The following is a 20,668-nucleotide window of genomic DNA, read 5'->3' on the forward strand; positions in this document are numbered from 1 at the left end:
TGCCGCACTGCGCCCTGCTCCCGGGGGCGGCGCTTAACGCGCCTTGCCCGGACAGATGCGCAGCATCGCCTCCGGGAAATTCTGCCGCACTGCGCCCCGCTCCCGGGGGCGGCGCTTAAGGCGCCTTGCCCGGGCTACAGGTTCACCGCCGTCTGTAAGCCGGTAACCCCCACGATTCACCACCGTCTGCGGACCGGTAGCCCACACGATTCATCGCCGCCTGCAGGTCTGGTAGCCCGGATAAGGCGCTTCGCGCCGCAATCCGGGGTTTGACCAATAAAAAGCCGGCGCAGAGCGCCGGCTTTTTATTTACCGCTTTCGCCGTCAGGCATTCGCCGCCGGTTTTTGCTCGCTGGATTTGGTGTTTTCCAGCATCCGGCGCACCGGAACAATCAGCAGGCACAGCACCGCGGCGCAGATCAGCAGCGCAATGGAGCAGCGTGCAAACAGGTCAGGCAGCATATCCAGCTGATCGGCTTTCACGTGACCGCCAATCAGACCCGCAGCCAGGTTCCCCAGGGCGCTGGCGCAGAACCACAGCCCCATCATCTGGCCGCGCATTCTTTCCGGCGCCAGCAGAGTCATGGTCGCGAGACCAATCGGACTGAGGCACAGCTCGCCCAGCGTCAGCATCAGAATGCTGCCCACCAGCCACATCGGCGAAACGCCCGCGCCGTTGTTGCTCAGGACATTTTGCGCCGCCAGCATCATCAGGCCAAAGCCCGCCGCCGCGCACAAAATACCGATAACAAACTTGGTGATGCTGCTCGGACGTACGTTTTTGCGCGCCAGCGCAGGCCAGGCCCAGCTAAATACCGGCGCCAGCAGAATGATAAACAGGGCGTTAATCGACTGGAACCACACCGCCGGGATCTCGAACGAGCCGATCGTACGGTTGGTATAGTCGTTAGCGAACAGGTTAAACGAGGTCGGTTTCTGCTCAAACGCTGACCAGAAAAAGGCCGCCGAAATCAGCAGGATAAAGCATACCAGCAGGCGGGCGCGCTCTTTACGGCTCAGCCCGGCGAAGACGAACAGGTAGATAAAATAGAGCACCACCGACGCCGCAATCACGTAGACCAGCACGCTGGCCACCGCCACCGGGTTAATCACGATAACGCCCTGGGCAATCAACGCGACAATAACCGCTACGCCTACCGTCAGCGCCAGTAGCCATGCGCCGACGCCGTTTCGTTTCACTACCGGGCTATTCCAGGTGGAATCGAGGCCGACTTCGCTGTCATAGCGTTTCATCGCCGGGACGGCAAAGACGCGGAAGATTATCAGCGCGACCAGCATCCCGATGCCGCCGATGCCAAAGCCCCAGTGCCAGCCGTGGGATTTGATCAGCCAGCCGGAGATCAGCGGGGCGATAAACGAGCCCATGTTGATGCCCATGTAGAACAGCGAGAAGCCGCCATCGCGGCGCGCATCGCCTTTCTTGTACAGCGTACCAACCATCACCGAAATACAGGTTTTGAACAGGCCGGAACCGAGCACGATAAACATCAGGCCGATAAAGAACAGGCTATCGCCCATCACCGCCGACAGCGCGATGGAGAGATGGCCCAGCGCGATCAGTATCGAACCATACCAGACCGCTTTTTGTTGCCCGAGCCAGTTGTCCGCCAGCCAGCCGCCGGGCAGCGCGGCAAGATACATGGTCCCGGCAAAAATCCCGACGATGGCCGAAGCGTTCTCACGCGCCAGCCCCATCCCGCCGTCATAGACGGTGGCCGCCATAAACAGGATCAGTAATGGACGAATGCCGTAAAACGAGAACCGTTCCCACATTTCGGTGAAAAACAGCGAACCGAGCGGGTAAGGATGACCGAAAAAGGTCCGAGATTCATTTTTATTAACAGAGGAATGCATAACTTCTCCCAAAGATGTCCGCAGCGCTTTAGCGCAGCGGAAAGCGTGTTGGCCTTTTATACACAAGGCCAATCATTCACATTTAATGTGACGTTATTTAACCATTTGATAACCTAATAATGGTCCTGTCTAGTCCCTTCCCCCAACTTTTTAGATGAAAAGTCGACAAACGTCTACTTTTACAGATTTAAAGTTGGCGAGAGATGAAATGTGATTGACATCATAAAACAGAGCATCTTAGATATCTTTTTATTTATAAAACAAACAGTTAAATATAATTATTTTTATAGCTATCCGTGCCGTTCAGCCGACGCTGTTGTCTACCAATAACCTTAATAAATACATGCCTGAGATGCTCAGCGAGGGGAAAGAGCGATAAAATGCACAATTGTCATTGTGAAGAAAACGTTACCCGCAAGAACGAATAATCCGCTATCCGCTGCCAGCAAGCGAAGGTGGCGCACCGCCCGTCCCCGCGTGGCGAAGAGAAGAATAAATTCGGCTATAAAGTCGCTATTCCGGGCGCCAGAGAGGCGAAGAAGGGATTACGACGTTTTAAGCGACAGGAAGAGGTTTTACTGGCATATAAAACAAATGCGTCACGGATCGTTCCCGGTCCTGGCGGAGCGGGCGTGACGCAGAATAGTTAAGACTCCCGGTCGCTATCGGCTGGATTATTTAATCCAGCGATCTTTAATTTCGCTGTATTCAGGGGAAGCCATCACTTTCTCCAGCGCCTGGTTGATCTCCGCCAGCAGCGGATTGCCCTTGCGCAGCGCAATGCCCAGCCCTTTGCCGTAATACTCCGGGTCGGTGGCGCGCTCATCCATGATGACGAAATCCGGGTTTTCCTTTAACCAGTTTTTCATCGCCGATACGTCGCCAAACACGCCGTCCAGCCGCCCGTTACGCAGATCGACAAGCGCGTTCAGATAGCTGTCATAGGCCTGCGACGCAATCTCACGATGGCGATCCTGAAGGTAGCGCTGATGGGAAGTGCCGTTCTCCAGACCAAGCTTCTTGCCTTTTAAATCGGCAAAGGTGTGGAAGGTATCTTTGCGCACGACCGCCACCGCCGACAGTTCGTTGAAGTACGGCGTCGAAAAATCCACCTGCTTCTCACGCAGCGGCGTGATATCCATCCCGGCGATCGCCGCATCCATTTTCTTAAAACGCAGTGCCGGAATAAGGCTATCAAAACTCTGATTGGTGAAGCTGCAGGTAGCCTGTAGCTCCTTACATACCGCTCTGGCGATATCAATATCAAAACCCGCCACCTGATTATTGCCGTCGACGAATTCAAACGGCGGATAGGTTGCGCTGGTGCCAAAATGGATCACCCGCTCGGCCGCCAGCGCCGAACCGGTAAATAAACCGAGCGCAAGTGCGAGATAAGCGCCTTTCATAGTCATGCTCCCTGTGATGCCCTCACGATAATTCAGCGTTCTGAAAGATGGTCGGGATTGTTATTTATCGTTGGCGATGAATCATATTCTTCGCCTGAATCATTATCCGCAATGATCGACCGCTCGGCGCGCGGCCGGTGAAAATCAGCGCAGCCGCCCGAACGGGGAGAAAAATCATACATGAAGTGGCGCGGGTTCTGTAGATTACCCCCGGCTTTTCGGAGGAAATTCGTTAATCATATCCGTGGGTTACCGCAGGCATCACAGCAGAATATGCCAGAGAGGAGGCGCTGCCCCCAACCCAGACAGGTCGTTACGCATTTAATAAAGAGAAAAGTTTTACCACAGAGGCAACGCGTAAAATAAAACGTCTTCTCCCGCTAAATTAGCGCCGCCGGAACCGCACGCTAGAGATGCGCCTCTTCATCCAGAGAGATCACCTGAATGCCGGCATGACGATACGCCTGAACGTCATCAGGCAGACGATCCACCACCACGGTATCAATACGATCCGCGGCGGTAAACTGGGCAAGCGAGGTATTATTCAGCTTGCTGTAGTCGCAGACGATAATCACCTGACTGGCGTGTTCAACCATGCCGCGTTTCGTTTCTGCCAGCATGATATCGGCCACGCAGGCGCCGTGTTTCAGCGACAGCGAATTGGCGCCCATAAACGCTTTATCGACGTTCAGGGTATCAAGTATGGAACGTCCGTTGATCGCCACCACGCAGTGGTATCCCTTCTTGACGATCCCACCCAGCAGAATGGTTTGAATAGAGGGGCTGGCTTCCAGCTCGCGGGCGATTTGGTAATCATTGGTGACCACCGTAACGTTCTGTCGGTCACGAATATTGCGCGCGATATGCAAAGTCGTGGTACCGGTATCCAGCACGATAATGTCGCCATCCTCAACCAGCGCCGCCGCGCGCTGGCCGATCCGCTCTTTCGCGCTGAGGTTAACAATTTCGCGCGCGTCCGAGGCCTGTTCAAAGCTCGCCCGCGTCCGAAGAACGGCGCCGCCGTGGGTACGGGTCAGCAGCCCCTCATCTTCCAGCTGGCGGAGATCGGCACGAATGGTGGCGCCAGATACATTAAAGACGTCACACATCTCAGAAACAGCCACTTTGCGTTTTTCCCTGAGAATACTGAGCAACTTCTCCTGTCTTTCTTCTGCAAACATTCTGCCTCTCTCTTATTTACGGCACGTTACGCGCGATGCGGCGCTGGCTTACCTTTGCGTATCAGTCGGGTCCCACGCTGAGCGCATCCAGCCTGTCGTATAAGGCGGCGGATTGCCGGTACAGCGTATCAAAAAGCTCGCTGCAGGCGTGGTAATAATCCCGCAGACGGGGATCTGGCGAAATCAGTGTGTCGAACTGCACCGTCTGGCGCACGCCGCTGGCAAAATCGGCGTACAGCCCCGCGCCAACCCCGGCGATAATACCGCATCCGGTGACGCCATTCTCCTGATTGCGCGTAGATAATATCGGAAGATTGTACGCCGCGGCTTTGATTTCAAGCCACAGCGGGCTGCGCGCGCCGCCGCCGGAAGCGATCATTTGTTGCGGATATTGCCCGCACGCCTGCAGCTGGCGAAGATTGCGCCAGGACGCAAAGGCCACCCCTTCCAGGACCGCGCGGAATAAATGACCGCGGCGATGCTTACGCTGCAGGCCGAAAAACTGCGCCCGCGAGTTCGTGTGTTCGGCCAGGCGTTCTCCGGTCAGATAGGGAAGAAAGAGCAGCCCTTCCGCGCCCGCCGGCACCGCTGCCGCTTCCTGCAAAAGCTGCGGATGCGTAATCTGGTTATCGGCCAGCGCCAGCCGCGCCCAGCGGACGGCATCGCCGCCGGCGTCGAGAATCGTAAATCCGCCCCAGGCCGCGTTAGCCAGATGAAGGTTATTGACCAACGGATGGCGCAACGGCCGCGGCGATACCACCGTAATCAGCGTCGACGTGCCGGTAGAGTCGGACGCCATCCCCGGTTCATACACTCCCGAACCCAGTAAAGAGGCCGCCATATCCGACGTACCGGCAACCACCGGGATACCCGCCGGCAGGCCCGTCAGGCCGGCTGCGCGTGGGGTCACCTGGCCGATTATGTCGCTGGAAAGTTTAAGATCCGGTAGCTGATCGACCCGCAGACCAAACGTTTCGCAGGCTTGCGAAGACCAGGCGCGGGTTTCGCTGTCCATCAGGAAATAGCAGGACGCCTCGCTATAGTCGGTCGCCAGGGCGCCGGTCAGCATGAAATTAATATAGTCCTTCGGCATTAACACTTTGGCGAGCTGCGGCCAGCGCTCCGGGTGATGTTCACGCCACCAGGCTAATTTGAAAGCGGGCCACGCCGCCGCGGGTGGATTATTTAAATGCGCCAGCCACTTCTCCCGCCCTTCGCGCGCGCTAAAGGCATCCACCTGCGGCTGGCTGCGCTTATCATTCCACAGCAGCGCCCTGTCCTCCACCAGCTCGCCGCGATCGTCCAGTAGAACGGTACCGTGCATTTGCCCGCAGGCGCCAATAACCGCAATCTGCGCAGCCGTTTCAGGATAGCGGTAAAGCACCTCGCGTATGCAGTCACAGGCGGCCTGCCACCATAAAGACGGGGCCTGTTCTGACCAACCCGCACGCGGCGTGGTTTGCTCATACTCTCTTTGCGCAAAGCCGATCATCGCGCCGTCAATGCGCAAAATAGCGGCGCGGGTGCTGCCAGTGCCAACATCAATCGTGAGTATTTTATCTTTCATCACTGACTCCGGTGACGTCTTAAAGCGGGCCATCAGGCCCGCGGTCTCTCAGTTTAATCGGCGTTCAGCTCGGGAAAACGTTCCGGATGCTGCTCCAGTTCAGCCAGCACCTTTGTTACTGCGCCATGGCTCATGCCAAAGCGGCGGACGCCAAGCTGGTAGAGCGCGCGCACCGTGGCCAGATCGCGAATGCCTCCGGCCCCTTTGATATCGATTCGGCCTTTAAGCTGGTCGGCAATGATGCTGACTTTTTCCACCGTGGCGCCGGTGGGCGCCCAGCCGGTAGAGGTTTTGACCCACTTCATCCCCACCTCTACGGCGATATCGCACACGCGGCGAATCTGCTCCTCATTGAGATAGTGCGTTTCGAGGATCACTTTAGCCGGTACCGGGGCGGCGGCTTCCACCACGCGGCGCAAATCTTCGCGCACATAGTCATAATCACCGGATAACACTTTGCCGATATTCACCACCATATCCACTTCGCGGGCGCCGTCGGCAATCAGCTGGCGCACCTCCTGAACCTTGGTGTCGGTGGCATGCCCGCCGCCGGGAAAACCGACCGGCCCGCCAATCATCACCTCTCCCGTGCCCTGCTGCGGCAGCAACGTACTGAGAAAACGCGTCCAGCAGGGCAGAACGTGGACGGAAATAATGTTGTATCGGGCAGCCAGCTCGGCGCAGGCGCGAACGTCCGCTTCGGTACTGGTGGCCTGGACTGCGCTCAGGTCAACTAAACGTGCAAAACGACGGGTTGTTTCATTCATGGTCTTATCCTGCTCTTTGCTTTCAATTGCTTTCATTTAATGCTGTTATTCGGCTTAAATCCATTTAAAAACGCATAAAATGAAAATAACGTGATCGATTTAGCATTTTTTTATTTTCATTTGTTTTTAATTAGCAGGCAAGAAATGAACAGTACCCTCGCAGAGCGGGCGCAAACGGTCATAAACGGGCGCAAAGGCAATATTGCATTTATTTTTGTTTGTTTTTGTTTATGCCTGAATAGCGGGCGAGATAGCAAAAACGCTGGCGGCAGTGCAGCCGAAATGCGTGCGCTATCACACTGTCCGGCAGCGAAAAGCTCGCCTTCGCCGGACATTCCCGAGGTCTCAACGCCCTGCGCAAGGGAAAGGTAATCTGATTATGTACTTCAGGAGAGAGCTATGTTGCCGCTGGAACGTCATCGTTTGATTGTTGAACTGCTGGGCCAACGCGGCGTGATGCGGGTGAATGAGATTGCGCAAGCGACTCGGGTCTCAAGGGAAACAATTCGCCGCGATCTGAGCGAGCTGGAACGGAAAGGGATCTTAAATCGGAGCCACGGCGGAGCGCTGGCGGCGGAAAACCCGCTGCCGACGACCCGAGCGGCAGCGTCCGCCCTGCCGGTCGAAGATAGCCAGGGAAGCTTTCAGCAAAGAACGCTGCTGCACAGCGAAGGCAAAATGCGCGTTGCCCGTAAAGCGCTGCAGTTTCTCCAGCCGGGAAAGACCATCGTCCTGGACGGCAGCAGCACCAGCTGGTTTTTGGCCCGGCAGATGCCGGAGATGGCGTTAACGGTTATTACGCCCTCCATCCGCATCTTACAAACCCTGATGAGCCGACGCTCGTTGCATCTCGTGGGGCTGGGGGGCGACTTCTCCCCGACCGAAGAGTCGTTCTTCGGTGAAACTGCCTCACGAACGCTGCGCGAGTATGCCATCGATACCCTCTTTTTCTCCTGCCAGGGTCTGGAGCGCGATAGCGGCTTATATGCGGGTACGGAAGCCCACGCTGCGCTGCTGAAACAGATGATGCTGGCGGCCCGTCAGACCGTGGCATTGGTCGACGGCAGCAAGCTGGGGCGAACAGGCGTCGCGCGCATCGGCGGATTGGGCGAGCTGGACTGTCTGGTGACCGAAAAGTTTGTCGATCCGCTGCTGGAAAAAGAGATGACCTGGCATAACGTCGGCCTACAAATCGCCTGAGTACGCCGTCATGACGTGACGGTTAATACGCGCAATGTCGAAACGCTGCTTCCCGCGGCAGGGCCAGACTTTGCCTGAAATCAGCCACTACCGGAATAAATGAGGCCTTATGCGTTATTACCTTTCTCCCTCGCTCATGTGTATGGACATGATGAAGCTGACGGAACAGCTGCACTTTTTAAACGGCAAAGCCGACAGGCTGCATGTCGACATAATGGACGGCCACTATGTCAAAAATCTGGCGCTATCGGCCAGCTTTGTGGCGCAAATTCGTCCCTACACATCGCTTCCCATCGATGTCCACCTGATGGTCGAAGAGCCCGCCTCGTTTATCCCGTCGCTGATAGAAGCCGGCGCTGACGCTATTTCACTGCATCCGGAAACCATCTGCCGCGAAGCCTTCCGGCTCATCAATATGCTTCGCCAGGCGGGGAAAGAGGTGGGCGTGGTGCTCAATCCCGCCACGCCGGTTGAGAGCATCCAGCACTATCTGCATCTGCTCGATAAGGTGACGGTGATGACCGTCGATCCAGGCTATGCCGGTCAGCCTTTTATTCCCGAAATGCTCGCCAAAATCGCGCAGCTTCATCAGCTAAAAGAGAGCGGCAACCTCAGCTTCTTGCTGGAAGTCGACGGCTCATGCAATCGCAACACCTACCGCGAGCTGCTGGGAGCCGGGGCGCAGATATTGATCATGGGCAGCAGCGGTTTATTCCGCCCGGATATGCCGCTTGAGCAGGCCTGGGAAAAAATGTCCCGCGATCTGTCCGCCGCGCTGCACTCCCCCGAGCTCGTATAAAGGAGCGAATGATGTCAGGAAAAGTCTGTGTTTTTGGTTCATTCAATTTCGACATGGTTGCCAGGGTGGAGCGCTTTCCGGTACCGGGCGAGTCATTAGTGGCCTGTGGGAGTATGACCAGCGCCGGGGGGAAAGGGGCGAACCAGGCCACTGCCGCGCTAAAAGCGGGGGCGAATGTCCACTATATCGGCAAGATTGGCAATGATACCTTCGGCCATTTTGCCCGCCGTCATCTGAAAGGCGTGGGCTTCAATGCCGTGACGCTGCTGGTCGCCGAAGACGTCCCCACCGGCAACGCGCTGATTTATGTGGCCGGCAATGATGCCGAAAACATGATTGCCGTCGACCCCGGCGCGAATATGACGGTGACCGATGATGAAATCGCCGGCTGCATTCCCGCTATCGGCTGCGCGGATGTGGTGCTGGTTCAGCTGGAGAACAATCTTTCCGCCATTGAGCAGGTCGTTGACGCCGGCAAAGAGGCCGGGGCCTTCGTGGTGCTCAATCCTGCGCCCTGGCAGCCCGTTGAGCACGCCTTTCTAAGCAAAGTGGATCTGCTCACGCCGAACGCCACGGAGGCCGGGTTAATGACCGGGCGCCGGGTTGACTCTCTGGCGGCCGCGGCCGAGGCCGCCGATGCGCTGCATGCTCAGGGCGCGCGCAACGTCATTATCACCCTCGGCGCAAAGGGCGCCCTGCTGAGCGAGCAGGGCGTGAAATCCCCTATTCCGTGCTTTCCTTCTCATCCCCGCGATACCACCGGCGCGGGCGATGCCTTCAACGGCGCGCTGGCGGCGCGACTAGCCTGCGGCGAGCCGCTGCATGCCGCAGCCCGATTTGCGGCGGCCTACGCCGCCGTCAGCGTCGAAAAGCAGGGAGCATCATCTTTACCTGAGTACCAGGAGGCACGAGAACGGCTTTTGCGTGCCGCCTCTGATTATGAAATGGCATAAACCCTACTGTATAAAAACCATTAAGAGGATAGCTCAATGAGTACGCTAATCACGGATAAGGTCGATAAAGCGGCGGTCCACAATGAAAAACTGGACACCAGCGCGTATTTACCGCATACCCCCTGGCTGCAATTTTTACTGGTCTGTTGCCTGTTTGCGCTATGGGGGATGGCGGGCAACCTGAATGATATTTTGATCGCCCAGTTTAAAAAGGGCTTCGATTTAACGGATACCCAGACGGCGCTGGTGCAGTCGATTTTTTTCCTCGGCTACTTTTTTGTCGCCCTGCCTGCGGCGGCGCTGATAAAGCGTTATTCCTATAAAGCGGCGATCATTATTGGGCTGTGCCTGTACGCCCTCGGCTGCTTCCTGTTCGTTCCGGCCGCGCAGATCATGACCTACGGCGCGTTCCTCGCCTGCCTGGGGGTGATCGCCTGCGGACTCTCTTTTCTGGAAACATCGGCAAACACCTATTCAAGCCTGCTGGGCCCGATTCAATCGTCCACCCAGCGCATTAACTTTTCGCAGATCTTCAACTCGCTGGGCGTGATTTCCGGCGTGCTGATTGGCCAGGTGATGGTGTTTGGCGAGAACGATCCGAGCCATGAACAGCTGCTGGCGATGCCCGCCGCCGCCGCGGACGCTGCGCGCCATCAAATGGTCGGCCAGGTGGTCGGACCCTATCTGATTATCGGCTCCGTGCTGGTGGTGCTGGCGCTGGTGTTCGTGTTTATTAAATTCCCGTCGTGCAAGGGCACGCCCTCTCAGCAGCAGCAACTCCCGACGGAAAGCATGGGACCTACGCTGAAACGCCTGTTTGCTATCCCGCGCTTTCGCCTCGGGATCCTGTCGCAGTTTTTGTACGTCGGCGCCCAGGTTGGCGTATGGAGCTTCACGATTCGCTTTGTGCAGCTCGTGCAGCAGGGCACCAGCGAGCACTCCGCGACTTACTGGCTGCTGGCTTCTCTGGTGATTTACGCTGTGGGTAAAACCGTGGCCACCTGGTTGATGAACCGCCTGAACCCGGCGCTGCTGCTCGGTAGCTTTGCCCTGGCCGCCACTGTCCTTTTATTGGTTGCCGTATTCAGCAGTTCAATGCTGGCGGTCTATGCGCTCATTCTGGTCAGCTTCTGTATGGCGCCATGCTGGCCGACGAACTTTGGTCTGGTCATCAAAGGGATGGGGAAAGATACCCAGACCGCAGGCTCGATCGTGGTGATGTCGATTATCGGCGGGGCCGTTATTCCGCTGGTGATGGGCATTATCTCGGATATGAACGGCGGCAATATGCAAATCGCCTTTATCGCTCCGCTCCTGTGCTTTGTGTATGTCGCTTTCTACGGTTTCTGGTGCGTGCGTAAGGGGGTATAACATGCGCGAACTTATCAACACGATTGCTCATATTGGCTATCAGGTCAGTGACTTAACGCGTTCGCTTGCCTTCTATGAACCGCTGGGCTTTCAGCGCCAGCAGCGGTTTAGCAAGCCGTCGCCGCAGGGCACTATTGAAGTCGCGTTCCTGGAAATGGCGGGCGCCGTCCTCGAGCTGTATCAGCTTCCCGCAGGAACGCCCTTTGACGCTCCTCGCTGCGGTATCGATCATCTGGCGCTGGAAGTCCGCGACCTGGATGCGGTGCAGCAGCGGCTGGCGGCGCTCGGTTATCCGCTCGATGAAGGGCCGATAGAAGAAGACAACGTGCGCTTCCTGCTTATTCGCGGCCCCGATGGCGAACGGCTCGAGTTCGATGCCTTTAAGCGCTAAGCGGCCGGCCTGATCCCCTTCTCCCTTTTAGGCCCGGTTAATACGGGTCTAAAAGCGGGCTTCCTCAGGCTTTACAAAAGCCTGCCTGATTCCAGATTTTCTCCCCCCCACCCGGCCTCTCCTGCCTATTGTGCAATGTTACAAAATTGCTTCTGTTTTGTTGATTTTCTATTGTGAGCCATTCGGCAATTTCCTCTCCTGAATTTCCCCAGACTACTTCCAGTCAATACGTAATATCAGGAGAGACAAATGAGCAGCACCTCCGCCGACTTCCAGAATCTGTACCAGGCCCTGAGCCACAGCGCCGCCCGTAGCCCGGATGCCCTGGCGCTGGCGTTTGAGGATCGGCGCTATCTGTACCGCGATTTTCACCTGCGGGTACAGCGAGCGATGGCGCAGCTTGACCAGGTCTGGTCGCTGCGCAAAGGCGACCGAATCCTGCTGGCCTGGGGGAATCATCCCGCTTTTTGCGAAGTCCTTTTTGCCGCGCTTGGTCTGGGCATCGAAGTGGTGCCTTTCAGCACTAAGCTTAAGCAGGCCGAGAGCGAGGAGCTGGTGGGCCATATCGCCCCGCGGGTCGTGCTGTTCGATGCGACCGTACAGGACTGGCTGAAACACACCCCCGACGCGCGCGCGGTTTCACTCAGCGAATGGCAGGCGCTCTCACTTCCCGAACCGCTGACCCGCCAGCCGGTCCCGGTTAACCGCGACGATACGGCGGTGATGATGTTCACCTCCGGTACCACCGGAGAGCCGAAAGGGGCGATTATCACGCACAATAACCTGCTCTGCGCGATTGACGCCTATACGCAAAAACTGAATCTCACCGCCGCGGATAGCACCATTCTGGCGGTACCTATCTATCACATCACCGGCCTGTCGGCGCTGCTGGCGCTGTTTATTAGCCTCGGCGCGAGCATCTGGCTTCAGCACCGGTTCAACGCCCCGCAGGTGATCAACACCCTGCGCGAGAAGAACATTACCTTTCTGCACGGCTCGCCAACCATTTTTATCCTGCTGTGCCAGGCCGCGCGCGAGCAGAGCGCCAGCCATCCGGGCGATTTTCCCGCGCTACGCACGATTGCCTGCGGCGCGGGCCACCTGAGCGACGGACTGATCAACGAGTTAAAAACCCTGTTTCCGCATACGGCGATTCAGCCGATCTACGGTCTCACCGAAACGACCTCGCCCGCGACGATTTTTCCGGGCGACGTCTGGGGCAGCGATAAATGCGGCAGTTCGGGCCAGGCGATCCCCGGCCTCGCCATTACGATCCGCAACGATCGCCAGCAGCCCCTCCCCGCCGGGCAAATCGGGCATATCTGGCTAAAAGGCGATGTGGTGATCCGCGAGTACTGGCAGCACAGCGAACGACGCCCGAGCTGCGATGCGCAGGGCTGGTTTTGTACCGGCGATCTGGGCTATCTCGACGACGAAGGCTGGCTGTACATCAAAGACCGCAGCAAGGACATGATCAATCGCGGCGGAGAGAAGATCTACTCGCTGGAGCTGGAGAACATCCTCTCTACCTATCGGGGAGTGCGGGAAGTTGCCGTGATCCCGACCCCCAGCCCGGTCTATGGCGAAGAGCCGGTGGCGTTTATCGTGCCGGACGGCCAGCACCACCTGACCAGCGAAGAGATCCTCGGCTGGCTAAAGATCAAAATCGCCCGCTTTAAGCTGCCGGCGCGCATTATTTTCACCCGCGTTTTACCGCGTACCCATAACGGAAAAGTGAGCAAACAACAGCTCAAAACGCGCCTCGCGGAATCCATCATCACGCTATCAACGGAGGATAAAAAGTGAGCAGCAAATTTATCGACGCCCATCAAGCGGCGCAGTGGGTCGCCAGCGGCGATACCGTCTGTACCGTCGGGATGACGCTTATCGGCGCGGCGGAGTCCATTTTAAGCGCTATCGAAGCGCGCTTTCTGACCGCGGGCGAACCGCGCGACCTGACGCTGCTGCATGCCGCTGGGCAAAGCGATCGCCAGCGCGGCATCCAGCACTTCGCCCATCCGGGTATGGTGACGCGGCTTATCGGCTCGCACTGGGGCCTGGCGCCGCGCTGGATGGCGATGATCAACAACAACGAAGTGGAAGCCTGGTGCCTGCCGCAGGGGCAGATCGTCCATCTCTATAGCGCGATGGCCGCCGGGCTTACCGGGCGGCTTTCCCCCGTCGGGCTCGGTACCTTTGTCGATCCGCGCATGGAAGGCGGGCGGATGAACGCCCGCACCCGCGAACGGTCCGATCTGATCGAGCACGTGACGTTTCGCGGCGACGAATATCTGTTCTACCCGGCCATTCCGCTGGACGTGGTTATTGTGCGCGGCACCCATGCTGATGAAGACGGCAACCTGACGACCGATGAAGAGGTGATGAAGCTGGAAGTTCTGCACGCGGTTCTCGCCGCCAGACGCTATGGGGCGAAGGTGCTGGCGCAGGTGAAATATCGCGTGGCGAAAGGCTCGCTGCATCCGAAAAGCATCACCGTTCCCGGCAACCTGATCGACGCCATTGTGGTGTGCGAAGAGCCGCAAGCGGATCATCGCCAGACCTCCAGCTGGGACTTCGATCCGGCGCTGTGCGGCGATATCCAGCTACCCGCCGCGCAGAACGCGCCGCTGCCGCTCGACCTGCGCAAGCTTATCGGGCGAATTGCCTGCCGCTACCTGACGCCAGGCTGCGTCATCAATCTCGGCACCGGCATTCCCAACGATGTTATTGGCGCCATCATTCACGAAGAACGGCTCGGCGAGCAGGTCACCATCACCGTGGAATCAGGGATCTACGGCGGGCAGCAGGCGGGCGGCGTTGATTTCGGCATTGGTCGTAACCTGAGCGCGATGATAAGCCACCAGGATCAAATGCTTTATTACAACGGCGCGGGGGTCGATATCACCTTTATGGGCGCCGGCGAGATGGACCCGCACGGCCACGTCAACGCCACGCGGCTCGGCGCATCCTGCCCCGGCGCGGGCGGTTTTATCGATATCACCCAGAATGCCCGCCACGTCGTGTTCTGCTCCTCTTTTACCGCCAAAGGGCTGGAGATCGCCTGTGAACAAGGGGCCCTGCATATCCGGCACGAAGGCGAGGTACGTAAATTCGTCGCCGGGGTTAATCAGATTTCTTACAACGGCGAGCTGGCCCGCGCCAAAGGACAAACCATGCATTACGTCACTGAGCGGGCAGTTTTCGAACTACGCCCGGAGGGGCCGGTGCTGACGGAAATCGCCCCCGGTATCGATCTTGAGCGCGACATCCTGGCGCATATGGATTTTCGTCCGGCGATCGCCGCGGATCTTCAGGTTATGGACAGTCGCTTGTTCACCCCGCAGCCCTGCGGCCTCGCGGAACATCTGTCCCGGAATTCATCCTCTGACTTACAAGGAAATTAGCTATGAAACTTGCCAGTAAAACCGCCATTGTTACCGGCGCCGCGCGCGGTATCGGCTTTGGCATTGCTCAGGTGCTTGCGCGGGAAGGCGCGCGAGTGATCATCGCCGATCGCGACGCGCACGGCGAAGCCGCCGCCGCGTCCCTGCGCGAATCGGGCGCACAGGCGCTGTTTATCAGCTGCAATATCGGTGAAAAAGCGCAGGTCGAAGCGCTGTTTTCCCTGGCCGAAGAGGCGTTTGGCCCGGTGGATATTGTGGTGAATAACGCCGGAATCAACCGCGACGCCATGCTGCACAAACTCTCCGAAGCGGACTGGGACACGGTGATCGATGTCAATCTGAAGGGCACTTTTCTCTGTATGCAGCAGGCCGCCATCCGCATGCGCGAGCGCGGCGCGGGCCGCATTATCAATATCGCTTCCGCCAGCTGGCTTGGCAACGTCGGACAAACCAACTATTCGGCGTCAAAAGCCGGCGTGGTGGGAATGACCAAAACCGCCTGCCGCGAACTGGCGAAAAAAGGCGTCACGGTTAATGCCATCTGCCCGGGCTTTATCGATACCGATATGACGCGCGGCGTCCCGGAAAACGTCTGGCAAATCATGATCAACAAAATCCCTGCGGGCTACGCCGGGGAGGCGAAAGACGTTGGCGAGTGCGTGGCGTTTCTGGCGTCTGACGGCGCGCGCTATATCAACGGTGAAGTGATTAACGTCGGCGGCGGCATGGTGCTGTAAGGAGAAAAACGATGACACAGGCTAATGATATTGTGGTTGTCAGCGGCGTCCGTACCGCTATTGGCACGTTTAACGGCAGTCTTAAGCATACCCACCAGCATGACCTCGGAGCAGCGGTCATTCGCGAAGCGATCGCCCGCGCCGGACTTGCGCCGCAGGATATCGACGAAACGATCGTCGGCAACGTCGGGCAAATCGCCGAAAGCGGTTTTATCGCCCGCATCTGCCAGCTGCGGGCGGGGATCCCGCAGGAGAGCACCGCGTATTCGGTTAACCGCCAGTGCGGCTCCGGACTTCAGGCCCTGGCGGACGGCATGATGCAGTTGCAAAGCGGCCAGGCCGAGGTGGTCGTCGCCTGCGGAACGGAAAATATGACCCAGCTGCCCTACTACCTGCGCAAAGCGCGCGATGGCTATCGCATGGGCCACGGCGAGCTGGAAGATGGACTGATCTCCATCCTCACCTGGCCGGAAGGGCCTTATCACAACGGCATCACGGCGGAAAACGTTGCGCAACGCTTCGGTATTACCCGTGAAGCGATGGACGATTTCGCCTGGTCGAGCCAGCAGAAGGCGCTGAAGGCGATCGCTGAGGATCGCTTCCGCGAGCAGATTCTGGCCCTTGAGGTGCCGGACGGCAAAAAAGCGACCCGCCTGTTCGCGACCGATGAACACCCGCGCGACACCCCGCGCGAAAAGCTCGCCGCGCTGCGTCCGGCATTTAAAGCCGACGGCGTGGTGACGGCGGCCAACTCCTCCGGCATTAACGACGGCGCGGCCGCGCTGGTGATGATGACCCGCCAGCAGGCGGAACAGCGCGGCTTAACTCCGCGCATGCGCATTCGCGGCTGGGCGGTCGCCGGCTGCGGCGCGGAGATTATGGGGTTTGGTCCCTCTCCCGCCACCCGACGCCTGATGGATCGTCTCAATATGGATGTTCACGCCATCGATTTAATTGAACTCAATGAGGCCTTCGCCGCCCAAGCGCTGGCGGTGATGAACGATCTGCGTCTCGATCCAGCCCGCGTTAACGTCAACGGCGGCGCGATCGCCCTCGGCCACCCGGTGGGCGCCAGCGGTGCGATCCTGCCGGTCAAACTGATGTATGAAATGGCGCGCAGCGGCGCGCGCACCGGTCTGGTCACCATGTGCATCGGCGGCGGCCAGGGGATTTCTATGCTGTTCGAGCGCGAAGGCGCTTAGGAAAAGACGGCCCGAAGTGGGGCTTCGGGCCGGGCGTCGTTCGGGTCAGCACCCGGCGACAACCTGTGAGCTGACGAACGGGATCGTCTCGATCCCGGCAAGGCTTCTGACCACGAATACGGGGAAATAATAACCATGTCCGCAATAAATGAAAAGGCGGTAAACGGGACGCCGCTACAGCGCACCCATAAAAAGATCTACCGCCATTTGATGCCGCTGCTTATCGTGGCGTACATCATCAGCTTTATTGATCGTACCAATATTGGCATGGCGAAAGCGACCATGTCGGTGGATATCGGCCTTTCCGCAACCGCATTCGGCCTCGGGGCCGGGTTGTTTTTTCTCACCTACGCGGTGCTGGAGATCCCCAGCAACCTGTTTTTAACCCGGATTGGCGCGCGGCGCTGGATCGCCCGCATCATGATCACCTGGGGGATCATCTCCTGCGGTATGGCGTTTGTCACCGGGCCTACGTCCTTTTACGTGATGCGCCTTTTGCTCGGCGCCGCCGAAGCGGGGCTCTATCCAGGCATTATTTACTACCTGACCCTCTGGTTTGGCCGCGAAGAGCGCGCTAAAGCCACCGGTCTGTTCCTGCTGGGGGTCTGCCTGGCCAACATTATCGGCGCGCCGCTGGGCGGTTTGTTATTAAGCCTTGATGGAATGTCCGGCTGGCACGGCTGGCAGTGGATGTTCTTTATCGAAGGGCTGCCCGCGATAGCGCTGGCTTTCGTCGTCTGGCGCAGACTGCCGGATAAACCGGCCGACGCCCGCTGGCTGGACAGCGACGACGTGCAGGCTATCAACGCGGTACTGGAGAAAGAAGCCGAGGAGACGCGCCATACGCCAAGCCGTTTTTCCCTGAAAACCGCGCTCACCACCCGGGTGTTTTTGTTACTGGTGCTGATTTACTTTACCCATCAGTTTTCGGTTTACGGCCTGAGTTATTTCCTGCCGGGGATCATCGGTAGCTGGGGCCAGCTGACTCCGCTGCAGATCGGTCTGCTGACCGCCATCCCGTGGATCGCAGCCGCCGCTGGCGGGATCCTGCTGCCGCGTTTCGCCCGGACGGAACAGCGTTCGCGCAGCATGCTGATGGCCGGATATCTGGTCATGACGACCGGCATGGCGATTGGCGCGATTGCCGGCCACGGCGTGGCGCTGCTTGGCTTCTCGCTGGCCGCCTTCATGTTCTTCGCCATGCAATCCATCATTTTTAACTGGCTCCCCTCGATCATGAGCGGGCATATGCTGGCGGGCAGCTTCGGCCTGCTTAACTGCCTCGGGCTGTGCGGGGGCTTTCTCGGGCCGTTTATTCTCGGCGCGTTTGAGGATCGCACCGGCGCGGCAACGTCCGGCTTATGGTTCGCCGTCGCGCTACTGATCATCGGCGCGCTGGTGTCTCTGTTCATCAAAAGTTCGTCATCCCCTGGCAGAGCATCGGCAAAACAAGCCGGCGGCGAAAAAGCGTAATCAGGAGGTCCTTATGCGCATCGAAGTCTTACTGGATTTAAAAACTCGACTCGGCGAAAGCCCGGTCTGGGATGTCGAACAGCAGCGTCTTTGGTGGGTGGACAGCCTCGACGGGCGCCTGTTCGCCTGTAACGCGCAGGGCGGCGCGATTAAGAGCTGGGACGTGCGGCAGAAAATTGGCTCGTTCGCTCTGCGCCAGAACGGCGAAGGCGCGGTGGTGGCGCTACAGAATGGCGTGCATCTGCTCGACTTCGCCAGCGGCGAGCTGACGCTGCTGCACCATCCGGAAGCGGACCGGCCCTTTAACCGGCTCAACGACGGCAAAGTCGATCGTCAGGGACGTTTTCTGTTCGGATCGATGGATATGCGTGAAGAGGAGCCGAGCGGCGCGCTATATCGCCTGGACGCCGATCTGTCACTACACGTGCTGAAGAAAAATATCATCGTCTCTAACGCCCCCTGCTGGAGCCCCTCCGGCGAGACGTTCTATTTTGCCGATACCTGGACGGGCGAAATCTGCGCCTGGGACTACAACACCGCGACCGGCGATCTCTCCGGAGAACGAGTCTTTTGCCGTGTCGATAGCAGCGAAGGCGGCGCGGCGGATGGCGCCACCGTGGACAGCGAAGGCTATCTGTGGAACGCGCTGGTCTACGCGGGCAAGCTGGTGCGCTACACGCCGGAGGGCAAGGTCGATCGCATCATTGAGATGCCGGTGAAAAAAGTGACCAGCGTTATGTTCGGCGGCGAAAACCTCGACGTGCTGTACGTCACCTCAATGGCGCAGCCGCCCCTCCCGCGCTTCCCGGAAGATAATCAGCTGCGCGGCAGCCTGTTCGCCCTGTACGACCTGGGCGTGACCGGCGTAGCGGAACGGCGTTTTGCCGGCTAAGCGAACCTCCGGCTCGCCGCGATAACAATAATACCCGGCGAACTGACTCTGACCCTGACACCAGGCGGCGCGCATCATGCTGTCGCGACGCCGCGGAGTAAACACGACTATGACAACAATCAATCACACACCTGCCGGCGAACAAGGTGGAAAAAAGCGGCTGATACATCGTTTCTCCTGGGTTTCGCTGCTGGTTTGCTGGCTAATCTGGGTGCTTAACGCCTACGATCGCGAGATGATCCTGCGCCTTGGCCCGGTCATCTCTAAAGAGTTTTCGCTTTCGCCGGAACAGTGGGGCAACGTCGTCGCCCTGATTATGGTTGCCCTCGCGGTGCTGGATATCCCCGGCTCCATCTGGAGCGATCGCTACGGTTCAGGCTGGAAGCGAGCGCGCTTTCAGGTACCGCTGGTGCTGGGCTATACCGCCCTCTCTTTTCTTTCCGGTATTAAAGCGATCAGCCACGGGCTGACGGCCTTTGTGCTGCTGCGCGTTGGCGTCAACCTCGGGGCCGGCTGGGGCGAGCCCGTCGGCGTCAGCAACACCGCAGAGTGGTGGCCGAAAGAGAAACGCGGCTTCGCGCTGGGGGTGCATCATACCGGCTATCCGATTGGCGCGCTGCTGAGCGGCGTGGTGGCAAGTCTGGTGCTTTCCGCATTTGGCGAAGGCAGCTGGCGCTACTGCTTCCTGCTGGCGCTGATCGTCGCCATCCCGCTAATGATTTTCTGGGCGAAATATTCCACCGCCGATCGCATCAACACGCTTTATCTGCATATCGATAGCCAGGGGATGACGCGCCCGGCGACCCAGGAAAGCAGCCATGTTGCCAAAGGCGAAGGGATGAAGACCTTTTTACGCACCCTGCGCAACCGCAATATTTCGCTAACGGCGGGCAATACCCTGCTGACGCAAATTGTCTATATGGGCATTAACGTTGTGCTGCCGCCGTATCTTTATCACGTCTCCGGCCTGTCGCTGGCAGCATCCGCCGGGCTAAGTATTATCTTCACGCTTACCGGTACCCTGGGCCAGATAATTTGGCCCTGGCTGTCCGATAGCTTTGGCCGTAAACGTACTCTGATCGTCTGCGGTCTGTGGATGAGTATCGGCATTGCGCTGTTCTATTTCGCCACCAATATGCCGCGTCTTATCGCCATTCAGCTATTTTTTGGCCTGGTGGCCAACGCCGTGTGGCCTATTTACTACGCAATGGCTTCGGACTCCGCCGAAGAACGCGCCACCTCTACCGCCAACGGCATTATCACCACGGCGATGTTTATCGGCGGCGGCATTTCGCCATTGCTTATGGGCTGGCTCATCCAGTTCGGTGGGGGATGGGAAAATCCGGCGGGTTATATCTACGCCTTCTTTACCATGGCGGGATGCGCGCTGCTGGGGATGTTATTGCAGCTCATGACCACCGATAAAACGCCGCGCAAAGCGCATTAACGC

18 protein-coding genes are annotated in these 20,668 nt (G+C 58.4%); 13 read left to right on the forward strand and 5 right to left on the reverse strand.

The genetic code is table 11. The annotated features are described in order from the left end of the window. Positions 1-324: 324 nt before the first annotated feature. The 5 genes from IAE27_RS22330 to deoC all read right to left on the reverse strand — a co-directional run bounded on the left by IAE27_RS22330 (position 325) and on the right by deoC (position 6,832). Complete coding sequence (locus IAE27_RS22330) at positions 325-1,875, reverse strand: peptide MFS transporter (protein WP_004115211.1); 1,551 nt, start codon at positions 1,873-1,875, stop codon at positions 325-327. Between the two features lie 674 nt (positions 1,876-2,549). Further along, positions 2,550-3,281, reverse strand: coding sequence for an arginine ABC transporter substrate-binding protein (locus tag IAE27_RS22335; protein WP_016809709.1), 732 nt, complete (start codon positions 3,279-3,281; stop codon positions 2,550-2,552). Between the two features lie 407 nt (positions 3,282-3,688). Beyond that, entirely contained in the window at positions 3,689-4,462 is a 774-nt protein-coding gene (locus IAE27_RS22340) for a DeoR/GlpR family DNA-binding transcription regulator (protein WP_016809708.1), read from the reverse strand. A 61-nt stretch (positions 4,463-4,523) separates the two neighbouring features. Beyond that, positions 4,524-6,029 (reverse strand): xylulokinase, encoded by a 1,506-nt coding sequence (locus IAE27_RS22345; protein ID WP_115239242.1) that lies wholly within the window; start codon positions 6,027-6,029, stop codon positions 4,524-4,526. A 53-nt stretch (positions 6,030-6,082) separates the two neighbouring features. After that, positions 6,083-6,832, reverse strand: coding sequence for a deoxyribose-phosphate aldolase (deoC, locus tag IAE27_RS22350; protein ID WP_200092874.1), 750 nt, complete (start codon positions 6,830-6,832; stop codon positions 6,083-6,085). A 54-nt stretch (positions 6,833-6,886) separates the two neighbouring features. On the opposite strand from deoC, the gene IAE27_RS22355 reads away from it, so the two are divergent. The 13 genes from IAE27_RS22355 to IAE27_RS22415 all read left to right on the forward strand — a co-directional run bounded on the left by IAE27_RS22355 (position 6,887) and on the right by IAE27_RS22415 (position 20,665). Continuing rightward, positions 6,887-7,168 carry a hypothetical protein gene (locus IAE27_RS22355; RefSeq protein ID WP_166643866.1) on the forward strand — a complete coding sequence of 94 codons (282 nt, stop codon included), beginning with the start codon at positions 6,887-6,889 and terminating at the stop codon, positions 7,166-7,168. Between the two features lie 27 nt (positions 7,169-7,195). Further along, positions 7,196-7,996, forward strand: a complete 801-nt coding sequence (locus IAE27_RS22360) for a DeoR/GlpR family DNA-binding transcription regulator (protein WP_004105414.1) — start codon at positions 7,196-7,198, stop codon at positions 7,994-7,996. A 109-nt stretch (positions 7,997-8,105) separates the two neighbouring features. Next, positions 8,106-8,795 (forward strand): D-allulose 6-phosphate 3-epimerase, encoded by a 690-nt coding sequence (gene alsE, locus IAE27_RS22365; RefSeq protein ID WP_049128271.1) that lies wholly within the window; start codon positions 8,106-8,108, stop codon positions 8,793-8,795. An 11-nt stretch (positions 8,796-8,806) separates the two neighbouring features. After that, positions 8,807-9,748 (forward strand): ribokinase, encoded by a 942-nt coding sequence (locus IAE27_RS22370; protein ID WP_016809705.1) that lies wholly within the window; start codon positions 8,807-8,809, stop codon positions 9,746-9,748. 36 nt (positions 9,749-9,784) lie between these two features. Further along, positions 9,785-11,119 (forward strand): L-fucose:H+ symporter permease, encoded by a 1,335-nt coding sequence (fucP, locus tag IAE27_RS22375; protein ID WP_004105419.1) that lies wholly within the window; start codon positions 9,785-9,787, stop codon positions 11,117-11,119. A 1-nt stretch (position 11,120) separates the two neighbouring features. Then, on the forward strand, positions 11,121-11,510 hold the full coding sequence (locus tag IAE27_RS22380) for a VOC family protein (RefSeq protein WP_004105420.1): 390 nt from the start codon (positions 11,121-11,123) through the stop codon (positions 11,508-11,510). A 249-nt stretch (positions 11,511-11,759) separates the two neighbouring features. After that, a complete protein-coding gene (locus tag IAE27_RS22385) occupies positions 11,760-13,316 on the forward strand; it encodes a class I adenylate-forming enzyme family protein (protein WP_004105421.1) in 1,557 nt (518 codons plus the stop codon). Continuing rightward, positions 13,313-14,914 carry an acyl CoA:acetate/3-ketoacid CoA transferase gene (locus IAE27_RS22390; RefSeq protein WP_200092876.1) on the forward strand — a complete coding sequence of 534 codons (1,602 nt, stop codon included), beginning with the start codon at positions 13,313-13,315 and terminating at the stop codon, positions 14,912-14,914. Before IAE27_RS22385 ends, IAE27_RS22390 begins: the two co-directional genes overlap by 4 nt. A gap of 2 nt (positions 14,915-14,916) precedes the next feature. Continuing rightward, on the forward strand, positions 14,917-15,651 hold the full coding sequence (gene fabG, locus IAE27_RS22395; RefSeq protein ID WP_050534237.1) for a 3-oxoacyl-ACP reductase FabG: 735 nt from the start codon (positions 14,917-14,919) through the stop codon (positions 15,649-15,651). Between the two features lie 11 nt (positions 15,652-15,662). Next, positions 15,663-16,853, forward strand: coding sequence for a thiolase family protein (locus tag IAE27_RS22400; RefSeq protein ID WP_004105426.1), 1,191 nt, complete (start codon positions 15,663-15,665; stop codon positions 16,851-16,853). 135 nt (positions 16,854-16,988) lie between these two features. Then, entirely contained in the window at positions 16,989-18,326 is a 1,338-nt protein-coding gene (locus tag IAE27_RS22405; protein WP_200092878.1) for an MFS transporter, read from the forward strand. A 13-nt stretch (positions 18,327-18,339) separates the two neighbouring features. Continuing rightward, complete coding sequence (locus IAE27_RS22410) at positions 18,340-19,218, forward strand: SMP-30/gluconolactonase/LRE family protein (RefSeq protein ID WP_004115225.1); 879 nt, start codon at positions 18,340-18,342, stop codon at positions 19,216-19,218. Between the two features lie 76 nt (positions 19,219-19,294). After that, entirely contained in the window at positions 19,295-20,665 is a 1,371-nt protein-coding gene (locus tag IAE27_RS22415; RefSeq protein WP_023321586.1) for an MFS transporter, read from the forward strand. The last annotated feature ends 3 nt before the right edge of the window (positions 20,666-20,668 follow it).

The sequence above is a fragment of the Klebsiella sp. S69 genome (assembly GCF_016516145.1).
GTDB classification, from domain to species: Bacteria; Pseudomonadota; Gammaproteobacteria; order Enterobacterales; family Enterobacteriaceae; genus Klebsiella; species Klebsiella oxytoca.